The 12,069-nt window shown below is 63.7% G+C and carries 9 protein-coding genes and 1 tRNA gene; 9 read left to right on the top strand and 1 reads right to left on the bottom strand.

Translation table 11 applies throughout. From position 1 onward, the window contains the following. The first annotated feature begins 105 nt into the window (after positions 1-105). From ACF8R4_RS25180 to ACF8R4_RS25140, 9 genes are all read left to right on the top strand, one after another. Entirely contained in the window at positions 106-891 is a 786-nt protein-coding gene (locus ACF8R4_RS25180; RefSeq protein ID WP_060499566.1) for a TSUP family transporter, read from the top strand. A gap of 21 nt (positions 892-912) precedes the next feature. After that, positions 913-1,674 carry an SDR family NAD(P)-dependent oxidoreductase gene (locus tag ACF8R4_RS25175; RefSeq protein WP_060499565.1) on the top strand — a complete coding sequence of 254 codons (762 nt, stop codon included), beginning with the start codon at positions 913-915 and terminating at the stop codon, positions 1,672-1,674. A 147-nt stretch (positions 1,675-1,821) separates the two neighbouring features. After that, positions 1,822-4,890, top strand: a complete 3,069-nt coding sequence (gene fdnG / locus ACF8R4_RS25170; protein WP_392493682.1) for a formate dehydrogenase-N subunit alpha — start codon at positions 1,822-1,824, stop codon at positions 4,888-4,890. Continuing rightward, the gene (fdxH, locus tag ACF8R4_RS25165) at positions 4,890-5,840 is read left to right on the top strand and encodes a formate dehydrogenase subunit beta (protein WP_060499563.1); all 951 of its coding nucleotides are present in this window, start codon (positions 4,890-4,892) and stop codon (positions 5,838-5,840) included. Before fdnG ends, fdxH begins: the two co-directional genes overlap by 1 nt. After that, on the top strand, positions 5,837-6,493 hold the full coding sequence (locus ACF8R4_RS25160) for a formate dehydrogenase subunit gamma (RefSeq protein WP_060499562.1): 657 nt from the start codon (positions 5,837-5,839) through the stop codon (positions 6,491-6,493). The genes fdxH and ACF8R4_RS25160 overlap by 4 nt, the downstream gene beginning before the upstream one ends. A 4-nt stretch (positions 6,494-6,497) precedes the next feature. Further along, positions 6,498-7,418 carry a formate dehydrogenase accessory protein FdhE gene (fdhE, locus tag ACF8R4_RS25155; RefSeq protein ID WP_060499561.1) on the top strand — a complete coding sequence of 307 codons (921 nt, stop codon included), beginning with the start codon at positions 6,498-6,500 and terminating at the stop codon, positions 7,416-7,418. Positions 7,419-7,577: 159 nt separating this feature from the next. Then, positions 7,578-9,005, top strand: coding sequence for an L-seryl-tRNA(Sec) selenium transferase (gene selA / locus ACF8R4_RS25150; RefSeq protein WP_392493680.1), 1,428 nt, complete (start codon positions 7,578-7,580; stop codon positions 9,003-9,005). Beyond that, a complete protein-coding gene (selB, locus tag ACF8R4_RS25145) occupies positions 9,002-10,924 on the top strand; it encodes a selenocysteine-specific translation elongation factor (RefSeq protein ID WP_392493679.1) in 1,923 nt (640 codons plus the stop codon). Before selA ends, selB begins: the two co-directional genes overlap by 4 nt. Before the next feature lie 6 nt (positions 10,925-10,930). Further along, positions 10,931-11,026, top strand: a tRNA-Sec gene (locus ACF8R4_RS25140). A gap of 15 nt (positions 11,027-11,041) precedes the next feature. Here ACF8R4_RS25140 and ACF8R4_RS25135 read toward each other — a convergent pair. After that, positions 11,042-12,040, bottom strand: a complete 999-nt coding sequence (locus ACF8R4_RS25135; RefSeq protein ID WP_177337107.1) for an asparaginase — start codon at positions 12,038-12,040, stop codon at positions 11,042-11,044. Between the last annotated feature and the right edge of the window lie 29 nt (positions 12,041-12,069).

The following is a 12,069-nucleotide window of genomic DNA, read 5'->3' as shown; positions in this document are numbered from 1 at the left end:
TGTTTATTGCATCGATTCAATTTTCGTAATTACAATCATCGCATCAATCAGGGCAGGCTCACTCACGTCGGCCTTGGCAAAACACGCCATTGGATGGGCTTTGCTATGGAAATTCTCGGTGCTTACTGGGCGGAACACGCGTTGCTGGCAATCGTCATGCTCGGCGCGATCGCCTTCGTTGCAGGCTTCGTCGACAGTATTGCCGGTGGTGGCGGTCTGTTTCTTGTACCGGGTTTTTTGCTGGTGGGCATGCCGCCGCAGGTGGCACTGGGCCAGGAAAAACTGGTCAGCACCCTTGGCACGCTGGCGGCCATTCGCAACTTCCTGGCCAACAGCAAGATGGTCTGGCAGGTAGCGTTGGTCGGGGTGCCGTTCTCACTGCTGGGTGCCTACCTGGGGGCGCACCTGATCGTGTCGATCTCGCAAGAGACTGTAGGCAAGATCATCCTGGCGCTGATCCCGTTCGGCATCCTCATCTTCCTCACCCCCAAGGACCGCCCGGTAGAGGAACGAGAGCTGTCTTCGCGCATGCTGTACACCGTGGTGCCGTTGACCTGCCTGGCCATCGGCTTCTATGACGGCTTTTTCGGCCCCGGTACCGGGAGCATGTTCATCATCGCCTTCCATTACCTGCTGCGCATGGACCTGGTCTCCAGTTCGGCCAACTCCAAAACCTTCAACTTCGCTTCCAACATCGGCGCCTTGGTCGCCTTCGTCATGGCCGGGAAGGTCGTCTACCTGCTGGCATTGCCGCTGGTGGCCTGCAACATCCTGGGTAACCACCTGGGCAGTGCCCTGGCGCTGCGCAAAGGCAACGAAGTGGTACGCAAGGCGCTGGTGTTCTCGATGCTTTGCCTGTTCACCAGCCTGGGCGTGAAGTACCTGGCCTGACCTACTGATAGGAGAAAACTGATGAAAACCGCATTCGTAACTGGCGCCTCCTCGGGTTTTGGCCGTGCCATCTGCTGCACGCTGATCGGCAAAGGCTACCGCGTGATCGGTGGCGCCCGGCGCATGGACAAACTGAAAGCGCTGGAGGCCGAGTTGGGGGGCAATTTCATTCCGCTGGCGCTGGACGTCACCGACCCGGTGTCGCTGGAGACGGCGGTCGAGCAGATTCGGGATGTATCGCTGCAGATCGACCTGCTGGTCAACAACGCCGGGCTGGCGTTGGGTGTGGACCGAGCCCAGGCCAGCAGCGCCGAAAACTGGCAGCGGATGATCGACACCAACATTACCGGCCTGGCCATGGTTACCCACAAGATTCTGCCGCAAATGGTGGAAGCCGACAGCGGGATGATCATCAATATTGGCTCAATCGCCGGCACTTACCCCTACCCGGGCGGCAATGTTTATGGCGCCAGCAAGGCCTTCGTCCGCCAGTTCAGCCTCAACTTGCGTGCCGACCTGGCGGGCACCCGAGTACGCGTGAGCAACATCGAGCCGGGGCTCTGCTCGGGCACCGACTTCTCGGTGGTACGCCTGAATGGCGACCTGGACGCGGTGCAGGCGTTGTATCGGGATGTCGAGGCCATCCTGCCGGAAGACATCGCGGCTACGGTAGCCTGGATTGCCGATCAGCCGGCGCATGTGAACATCAATACTGTCGAGATCATGCCGGTGGCGCAGAGCAGTGCGGCGCTGAATGTGGTGCGCAACCTGCCGCGTGCCTGACCCGGGCCCTACCACTGACTCAGGTCATCGCACGTTCCCGATTCTTGACTAGTCTTAACTATTGGCAGCCATGTATTGGCCGCCACCGTGACTATCAAGAGGCGCCGGCCATGTTCCGCGCGTCCACCACCTGATCAGGAGTGCACGATGGACCTGAACCGTCGGCAATTCTTCAAGGTCGCCGCCGTCGGCCTTGGAGGCTCGAGCCTGGCGGCGTTGGGCATGGCCCCGACGCCGGCCTTCGCCGAGCAGGTGCGTCACTTCAAGCTGGCGCATACCAAAGAAGCCCGTAACACCTGCCCTTACTGCTCGGTCGGCTGCGGCCTGATCCTGTACAGCCAGGGCGATGCGGGTAAAAACGTCAAACAGAACATCATCCACATCGAAGGTGACGCCGACCACCCGGTCAACCGCGGCACCCTTTGCCCGAAAGGCGCCGGCCTGCTGGACTTTATCCACAGCCCGAGCCGCCTGCAGTACCCCGAGGTACGCAAACCCGGCAGCAAGGAGTGGGTGCGGGTCAGCTGGGACGAGGCGCTCGACCGCGTCGCAGGCCTGATGAAACAGGACCGAGACGCCAATTTCATCGAGAAGAACGCCCAGGGGCAAACCGTAAACCGCTGGCTCACCACCGGTTTTCTGGCTGCCTCCGCCGCCTCCAGCGAGGCAGGCTACCTGACCCACAAGGTCGTCCGCGCAACAGGCATGCTGGGGTTCGATAACCAGGCACGTGTCTGACATGGCCCGACGGTGGCAAGTCTTGCCCCGACGTACGGCCGTGGCGCCATGACCAACCACTGGTCCGATATCGCCAACGCGAATCTGGTCCTGGTGATGGGTGGCAACGCAGCAGAAGCGCATCCGTGCGGCTTCAAATGGGTGACCGAGGCCAAGGCGCACAACAAGGCGCGGCTGATCGTGGTCGACCCGCGTTTTACCCGTACCGCGTCGGTAGCGGACTACTACGCGCCGATCCGTACCGGTACCGATATCGCCTTCATGGGCGGGCTGATCAACTACCTGCTGAGCAACGACAAGATCCAGCACGAGTACGTGCGTAACTACACCGATGTGTCGTTCATCGTCAAAGAGACCTATAGCTTCGAGGACGGGCTGTTCAGCGGCTACGACGAGGCCAAGCGTGTGTATGCCGACAAATCCGGCTGGGGTTACGAGCTGGGTGAGGACGGTTATGCGAAGGTCGATCCGACCCTGCTGCACCCGCGCTGCGTGTTCCAGCTGATGAAACAGCATTACAGCCGCTACACCCCGGAACTGGCGAGCATGACCTGTGGCATGCCGCAGGACGCCATGATGAAAGTCTGGGAGGAGATCGCCACCTGCTCGGCACCGGGCAAGACCATGACGATTCTCTACGCGCTCGGCTGGACGCAGCACTCGATCGGTGCGCAGATCATCCGCAGTGCGGCCATGGTCCAGCTGCTGCTGGGCAACGTCGGCATGCCCGGTGGTGGTGTCAACGCCTTGCGCGGGCACTCCAATATCCAGGGCCTGACCGACCTCGGCCTGCTGTCCAACTCGTTGCCGGGCTACCTGACCCTGGCCGGTGATGCCGAGCAGGACTACGCCACCTACATCGACAAGCGCGCGTCCAAGCCGCTTCGCCCAGGGCAGCTGTCGTACTGGCAGAATTACGGCAAGTTCCACGTCAGCCTGATGAAGGCCTGGTACGGCGCCAACGCCACGGCGGAAAACAACTGGGGCTATGACTGGCTGCCCAAACTCGATGTCCCGGCCTACGACGTGCTGCGCATGTTCGAGATGATGGGCCAGGGCAAGGTCAACGGCTACATATGCCAGGGGTTCAACCCGATTGCTGCGCTGCCGGACAAGAACCGCGTCACCGCAGCGCTGGGCAAGCTCAAGTGGTTGGTGATCATGGATCCGCTGGCCACGGAGACCTCGGAGTTCTGGCGAAACGCTGGGCCGTTCAACGACGTCGACACCGCCAATATCCAGACCGAAGTGATCCGCCTGCCCACCACCTGCTTTGCCGAGGAGGACGGCTCGCTGGTCAATAGCAGTCGTTGGCTGCAATGGCACTGGAAGGGGGCCGATGGGCCGGGTGAGACCCGTACCGACGTGCAGATCATGAGCGAGCTGTTCCTGCGCCTGCGCCAACGCTACCGGGCCGAGGGCGGCGCCTACCCTGATGCGATGATGAACATCAGCTGGCCGTACAAGATCCCTGAAGAGCCATCTCCGGAGGAATTGGCCAAGGAAATGAACGGCTGGGCGGTCACCGACCTCACCGACGCCACCGGCGCCACGCTCAAGGCCGGCCAGCAACTGTCAGGCTTCGGCCAGTTGAAGGACGACGGCAGCACGGCGTCTGGCTGCTGGATCTTCGCCGGCTGCTGGACCGAGCAGGGCAACCAGATGGCCCGCCGCGACAACAGCGACCCGTTTGGCATGCACCAGGTGCAGAACTGGGCCTGGGCCTGGCCGGCCAACCGTCGCATCCTCTACAACCGTGCCTCCAGCGACCCGCAAGGCAAGCCGTGGGACCCAGAGAAGAAACGCTTGGTATGGTGGAACGGCAAGGCCTGGACCGGTACCGATGTGCCGGACTTCAAGGCTGACTCGCCGCCCGAGGCCGGGATGAACCCGTTCATCATGAACCCCGAAGGCGTGGCGCGTTTCTTCGCCATCGACAAGATGGCTGAGGGGCCGTTCCCCGAGCACTACGAGCCGTTCGAAACGCCGATCGGTATCAACCCGCTGCACCCGCAGAACAAGAAGGTGGTCAGCAACCCGGCTGGCCGCATCTTCGACTCGGTGTGGGACACGCTCGGCACGCACGACGAGTTTCCTTACGCGGCGACCACCTATCGGCTGACCGAGCATTTCCACTTCTGGAGCAAGCATTGCCGGCTCAACGCCATTGCCCAGCCCGAGCAGTTCGTCGAAATCGGCGAGGTGCTGGCCAACGAGAAAGGCATCAAGGCCGGCGACCGGGTGCGGGTGTCGAGCAAGCGCGGGCATATCGATGCGGTGGCAGTGGTGACCAAACGGATTCGCCCGCTCCAGGTCAACAACCAGACCGTGCACCAGATCGGCATTCCGTTGCACTGGGGTTTCACCGGCGCTACCCGGCATGGCTACCTGACCAACACCCTGGTGCCATTCCTCGGTGACGGCAACACCCAGACGCCAGAGTCGAAGTCGTTCCTCGTCAAAGTGGAGAAACTCTGATGGCCAGCCAAGACATCATCGCCCGCTCGGCCACCACCACCGTACCGCCTTCGGTACGCCAGCAGCAGGAAGTCGCCAAGCTGATCGACACCACCAAGTGCATCGGCTGCAAGGCCTGCCAGGTGGCGTGCTCGGAATGGAACGAACTGCGTGACGAGGTCGGCCACAACCACGGCACCTACGACAACCCCCAGGACCTCACGGCCGAAACCTGGACCCTGATGCGCTTCACCGAGCACGAGCGCGACGACGGCAACCTGGAGTGGCTGATCCGCAAGGATGGCTGTATGCACTGTGCAGACCCAGGGTGCCTGAAGGCGTGCCCAAGCCCGGGGGCGATCATCAAGCACGCCAACGGCATCGTCGATTTCAACCAGGACCACTGCATCGGCTGCGGGTACTGCATCACCGGCTGCCCGTTCAACATCCCGCGTATCTCGCAGAAGGACCACAAGGCGTACAAGTGCACCCTGTGTTCCGACCGCGTGACCGTGGGCCTGGAGCCAGCCTGCGTGAAAACCTGCCCGACCGGGGCGATCGTGTTCGGCAGCAAGGACGAGATGAAAGTGCATGCCGCCGAGCGCATTGTCGACCTGAAGTCGCGGGGCTACGACAACGCCGGGTTGTACGACCCGGATGGTGTCGGCGGCACCCACGTGATGTACGTGCTGCACCATGCCGACACGCCGAAGCTGTATGCCGGCCTGCCGGACCAGCCGGTGATCAGCCCTTTGGTGGGGCTGTGGAAGGGCTTCACCAAGCCGCTGGCGTTGCTGGCCATGGGCGCGGCGGTGTTGGCCGGGTTCTTCCATTATGTGCGGGTTGGCCCACAGCGGGTCGAGGAGGACGAGCACCCCACGCAGCCGGATGACAACGTGCATCAGGTGGATCCTGCGGTCCATGTCTACGACCCGACCAAGCCCGGTGGGCAAGGGGAGCAGCGGCCATGAACGACAACAAACCCATCCTGCGCTACAACGCCAATGAGCGGACAAACCACTGGATTGTGGCAATCCTGTTCATCCTGGCGGGGCTGTCGGGGCTGGCGCTGTTTCATCCGGCGCTGTTCTGGCTCAGCCACCTGTTTGGCGGCGGGCCGTGGACGCGCATCCTGCACCCTTTCATCGGGGTGGCGATGTTCGTGTTCTTCCTTGGCCTGGTGTTCCGTTTCTGGCGCGCCAACTTCATCACCGCCAACGACCGCCTGTGGCTGCGTCGCATCGATCGGGTGATGGTCAATCGTGAGGATGGCGTGCCCCCCATCGGCAAGTACAACGCCGGACAGAAGCTGCTGTTCTGGACCTTGCTGGCGTGCATGCTGGTGCTGCTGGTGAGTGGAGTGGTGATCTGGCGTGCGTATTTCAGCCATTGGTTCGGCATCGATGCCATTCGCTTGTCTGCGCTGCTGCACGCGCTGGCGGCGTTCGTGCTGATTCTCAGCATCATCGTGCATATCTATGCCGGCATCTGGATCAAGGGCTCGATCGGCGCCATGCTGCATGGCTGGGTCAGCCGCGCGTGGGCACGCAAGCACCATGAGTTGTGGTACCGCGAAGTGACCGGCGACAAAACGCCGGGCAATCACGGACGAAAAGAAGGATGAACGCTTGAGCACGATACTGGAACCCGGGCAGATCGAAGCGTCGGCGGTGATGCCGCCGTTTCTGCACCTGCCGCCCGCCAACCTGTTCGAAGTGCGCGCCGCGCGACTGGAGCAGTTGGCCGAGGGCAATGCCCTTGGCGACTATCTGAGGCTGGTGGCGCGGTTGTGCTGCGTCCAACAGCAGCTTGTGGATAACCCGCCCGCTGGCGTACCGGTGGCCGAGGAACGTCAGCGCCTGTGCATAAGTCATGGTTTGCCGCCGCTGGCGGCTGACAGCCTGGTGCGCGAAGGGCCTTGGCTGGTTTGGTTACAGGCCCTCCTTGAGCACTTCAACGGTGAAACCCGTGGCCCGCTGGGTGAGGCCTTGCAGGTTCTGCGTGGCAGTGATGACAGCCAGCGCAAAGGCTGGGGCATCGCTTTGCTGGCAGGGCAGTATGACGCGGTGCCACCGGCATTGGTGCCGTTCCTCGGGGCTGCGTTGCAGGCGGCCTGGTCCAGCTGGCTGCTGGCGTTGCCAACGCCGGAGCTGAAACCTGCTGGCAGCCTGGCCCAGTGCCCGGCCTGCAGTTCCCCGGCAATGGCTGGGGTGGTGCGCAACCGTGGCAAGCACAATGGCCTGCGCTATCTGGTCTGTTCGTTGTGTGCCTGTGAATGGCATGTGGTGCGGGTGAAGTGCGTGTATTGCGAGTCGAGCAAGGACCTGCGCTATACCAGCCTTGAGGATGATCGCCATGCGCCGGGCAAGGCGCCATTGCGTGCCGAGTGCTGCCCGGGGTGCGAAAGCTACCTGAAGCACAACTATCTGGAGAACGATGCAGCGGCCGAGCCTTTGGCCGACGACCTGGCCAGCCTGGTGCTGGATATGCGCCTGGACGAGGAGGGCTTTCATCGCCTGGCGCCCAACCTGATGCTCGCGCCCGGGTAGTGGGTGAGTGTCTACACTGAAAGACCGAGTTGCCTTCTTCGCGGGCACGCCCGCTCCCACAAGGACTGCGCAAGCCTCAAATACAGCGCGGACTCTGTGGGAGCGGGCGTGCCCGCGAAGAGGCCAGTACAGACACCGGATAACCCAAGGTAGTACCGCATGTCTTCAAGCCTAGCCAGCGACACCCCACGCCTCCCATCCATCGACACCCTCCTGCGCCACCCGGCCTGCCTCCCGCTGATCGACCGCCATGGTCGCGATGCAGTGCTGGCTACCTTGCGCCAACTGCTCGACGACCTGCGTGATCTTGCTCGCAACGGTGAGCTCAGCGCCGCCGAACTGGCCACCGAAGTGCTGCTGGGCCGCACCGGCGAACGCCTTGCCGCTCAACAGCGCAGCCAGGTCCGCCGTGTGTTCAACCTCACTGGCACCGTGCTGCACACCAACCTCGGCCGCGCCCTGCTGCCGGAAGAGGCCATCGAGGCCATGCAGACCGCCGCCCGCTATCCACTCAACCTGGAGTTCGATCTGGCTACCGGTAAGCGCGGCGACCGCGACGACCTGATCGAAGGCCTGATCCGCGAGCTGACCGGCGCCGAAGCCGTCACTGTAGTCAACAATAACGCCGCCGCCGTGCTGCTGGCGCTCAACAGCCTAGGCGCACGTAAGGAGGGCATCATCTCCCGTGGTGAGCTGATCGAGATTGGCGGCGCCTTCCGCATTCCCGACATCATGGCCCGGGCCGGCGTGAAGCTGCACGAGATCGGTACCACCAACCGCACCCACGCCCGCGACTATGAGGCCGCCATCGGCCCGCGCACGGGCCTGCTGATGCGCGTGCATTGCAGCAATTACAGTATCCAAGGCTTCACCACCCAGGTGCCCACTGCCGAGCTGGCGCGGATCGCCCACCAACATGAACTGCCGCTACTCGAAGACCTCGGCAGTGGCAGCCTGCTCGACCTTACCCGCTGGGGCCTGCCCGCCGAACCTACGGTGCGCCAGGCCCTGGCTGATGGCGCCGATATCGTCACCTTCAGCGGCGACAAACTGCTGGGCGGGCCTCAGGCAGGGATCATCGTTGGCCGCAAGGACCTGATCGCCAGGATCAAGAAAAACCCGCTCAAGCGAGCCTTGCGCGTCGACAAGATCACCCTCGCAGCCCTTGAAGCGGTGCTGGCACTGTACCGCAACCCCGACCGCTTGGCCGAACGCCTGCCCAGCCTGCGCCTGCTGACCCGCAGCCAGGCCGAGATCCAGGCTCAGGCCGAGCGCCTGTCGCCCGAACTCAAGGCACGCCTCGGCGAGCAATGGGCCGTCAGCGTAGAACCTGCGCTGGGCATGATTGGCAGTGGCAGCCAGCCGGTGGCGCGCCTGCCCAGTGCCGCGCTGTGCCTGCGCCCGCAAGTGTCGAAGAAGCTGCGCGGGCGCAGCTTGCATGTACTGGAGCGGGCCCTGCGTGATCTGCCTGTGCCGGTGCTGGGCCGCATCGATGAGGATGCCTTGTGGCTGGACCTGCGCCAACTGGATGACGAAGCCCAGTGGCTGGCCCAGTTGCCCGCCTTGCACCTGGGGCCAGTGCAGTGATCGTTGGTACCGCTGGGCACATCGACCACGGCAAGACCGCACTGCTGCAGGCGCTGACTGGCCAGGCCGGCGACCAGCGGCAGGAAGAGCGCGCCCGCGGCATGACCATCGACCTTGGCTACCGTTATGCGGCGCTGAGCGAAGGCGCGCCGCTGACGGGCTTCATCGATGTGCCGGGCCACGAGCGTTTTATCCACAACATGCTGGCCGGTGCCCATGGCATCGACCTGGTGCTATTGGTGGTGGCTGCTGACGACGGGGTTATGCCGCAGACGCGCGAGCACCTGGCGATCATCGAGCTGCTGGGCATTCCCCAGGCCCTGGTGGCGATCAGCAAATGCGACCGGGTCGAGCCGGCCCGGCTGGCCGATGTGCAGGTGCAAATCAGTGAACTGCTGGCGCCAGGGCCGTATGCCGGTGCGCGGCAATTCCCATTGTCGAGCATCAGCGGGGAAGGCGTGGGCGCGCTGCGTCAAGCCCTGCTGGAGGCTGAGGCCAATGTACGGGCACGCGCTGTGCGCGGTGGTTTTCGTCTGGCCGTCGACCGCGCTTTCGCGGTTAGCGGCGCTGGCGTGGTGGTCACCGGCACGGCGCTGGCCGGGCGGGTCAGTGCCGGCGATACCTTGTTGCTGGGCAAGGCCGGCAAAGCGGTGCGCGTGCGTGGCCTGCATGCACAGAACAAGGCCTCGTTGGTGGCAGAAGCGGGCCAGCGGGTGGCGCTGAACATCGCTGCCGAGCGACTGGCATTGGAACAGGTACACCGGGGTGACTGGCTGGTGCCTGAGTGGTTGCATGCGCCCGGCGTACGGGTGGATATCGAGCTGAGCCTGTTACCGGGAGAGACACGTACGTTCGAACATTTCAGCGCCGTGCACGTACACCTGGGGACTCAGGATGTGACGGCCCGGGTCGCCTTGCTTGAAGGCGAAAGCCTGGCGGCCGGCCAGCGCATGTTTGCCCAGTTGTTACTCAATGCGCCGCTGCAGGCGGTGCATGGCGACCGTTTGGTGCTGCGCGACCAGCGTGCCCAGCGCACCTTGGGCGGTGGCAAGGTGCTGGACCCGTTCGCGCCAAGCCGCCAACGCCGCAGCGATGAGCGCCTGCGCCAGTTGCAGGTGCTGCGCGATACCGAAGAACTGGAGCAGACGCTGCCGGCGCTGCTTGCCAGTGCACCGGGCGGTATCGACCCCCAGCGGCTTGAGCGGCAGTTCAATCGCCTGCGAGAAACCTGGCAGTTGCCGGAAGAAGTTTTGGTGGTAGCCACGCGGCAGGGCCAACTGCTGTTCGCCACTGCCAAGTGGCAAGCGCTGAAGCAGCAGGTGATGGAGCAGTTGGAACGGTTCCACGAACAGGAGCCCGACCAGCTCGGCCCGGACCGTGATCGCCTGCGCCGCTTTGCGGCCTTACCCCTGGAGCGGCCGGCCTTCGTCAGCCTGCTGGACGAGTTGCTCGATGACGGCAGCATCGCCAGCAGCGGGCCTTGGCTGCATTTGCCCGATCATAAGGTGCAATTGAGCGAAGCCGACAGTGAGTTGTGGGCGCGCCTGGAACCGAGGCTGTTGGCGGGGCAATACGATCCGCCCTGGGTCAGGACGTTGGCCAGTGAAGAGAACCGCGCCGAAGCCGATGTACGCCTGTTGTTGCGCAAGCTTGCACGGCTGGGCCTGGTGCACCAGGTGGTGCGTGACCTGTTCTACCCGGAGTCGGCATTACAGCGCATGGCAGTGTTGCTGCTAGGGAAGGCCAGTGAGACGCCGATAGTGCAGGTTGCCGCGTTTCGCGATATGTTGGGGATCGGTCGCAAGCGCAGTGTGCAGATTCTGGAATACTTCGACCGCATCGGCCTGACCCGGAGGGTGGCCGACCAGCGTCACATCCGCGCCGACAGCGCCCTGGCCCAGCAGCAGGCCAGGCACTGAGTTCAAGGAAGGCAATCGCGCCCGGTGGCGCGGCCGGGCTTCAAACCCGGTTGGGGACGGCAGCCGTTCCCGGGCAGGTTCGACTCCCGCTGCCTTCCGCCATTTTCTTTCGCCTGTTCAGGCCCGTTCGCCGCACAGGTCCAGAGCAAACCACTGCTCTGCTGCATCCACATTCAAGCCCGCCCCCAACAGCGCAACCATCTTGCCCAGCGCTGCCTCACGGGTCATGCCGCCACCACTGACCAATCCGGCCCCGCGCAAGCGGTTGCCCGCCGCATAGGTGTCGAACACCACCGAGCCTTCAGGACACTGGCTGATAGCCGCCAGCATCACACCGCGCTGGCGCGCCGCGCTCAGTACATTCAGCAATGCCTGGTCATCCGATGGCCCTGTACCGCTGCCGTAGCATTCCAGCAGCAACCCCTGCACACCGCTGTCGATCAAACCCTGCAAGTGCCCGGCCTGCAGCCCCGGGAACACCGGCACGACCGCCAGGTTGACCGGCTTGCGCGGCTGCTTGTAGCCCAGTTCGGCAGGGATCATCTCGGCATGCTCACCATCACGATGGCGCGGCAGCGCCGCAAAGGCATCGAACGCCTCGCTACGCAGCTTCGAGGCGCGGCAGCCATGCAGCAATTGGCCATGGAAGTAGAGCTGCACGCCATCTTCCAGGCCATGTTCGAACTGGCGCAGCGCACCACACAGGTTGGCCCACGCATCGCTGTCAGCGGCACCCGCCGGCAGCATCGAGCCGGTCAGCAGCACCGGAACCGGCAGCCCCAGCAGCAGGAACGACAATGCCGCAGCGCTATACGCCATGCTGTCGGTGCCGTGCAGCACCAGCACGCCGTCATGGCCCGCCACATCCACCGCATCGACAATGGCATCGCGCATCGCCAGCCAGTTGTGCTGTTGCATGTTGGCGCTGTCGAGCAGCGGGTTCAGTTCATGCAGGGTCCATTGAAGCTGAGGCGCATCGGCCATGTGCGCGAAGTGCTCGCGCATCCGTGCTTCAAAACCACCGGCTGGCGCCAGGCCTTCAGGGGTTTCGAGCATACCGATGGTGCCACCGGTATAGAGAACGAGAAGATTCTTTACGGCACGCATGGAGAACATCCGTAGCGGAGAGCGGAGAAAGAAAAGCC

This window comes from Pseudomonas sp. FYR_2 (assembly GCF_043106425.1).
GTDB classification, from domain to species: domain Bacteria; phylum Pseudomonadota; class Gammaproteobacteria; order Pseudomonadales; family Pseudomonadaceae; genus Aquipseudomonas; species Aquipseudomonas monteilii.
The sequence above is the reverse complement of the archived record's forward strand: the minus strand, read 5'-3'. Positions and strand labels throughout refer to the sequence as shown.

Coding starts and splice junctions, on each gene's coding strand:
- ACF8R4_RS25180 (WP_060499566.1), top strand. CDS start 106: ATGGAAATTCTCGGTGCTTACTGGGCGGAACACGCGTTGCTGGCAATC.
- ACF8R4_RS25175 (WP_060499565.1), top strand. CDS start 913: ATGAAAACCGCATTCGTAACTGGCGCCTCCTCGGGTTTTGGCCGTGCC.
- fdxH (WP_060499563.1), top strand. CDS start 4,890: ATGGCCAGCCAAGACATCATCGCCCGCTCGGCCACCACCACCGTACCG.
- ACF8R4_RS25160 (WP_060499562.1), top strand. CDS start 5,837: ATGAACGACAACAAACCCATCCTGCGCTACAACGCCAATGAGCGGACA.
- selA (WP_392493680.1), top strand. CDS start 7,578: ATGTCTTCAAGCCTAGCCAGCGACACCCCACGCCTCCCATCCATCGAC.
- ACF8R4_RS25135 (WP_177337107.1), bottom strand. CDS start 12,040: ATGTTCTCCATGCGTGCCGTAAAGAATCTTCTCGTTCTCTATACCGGT.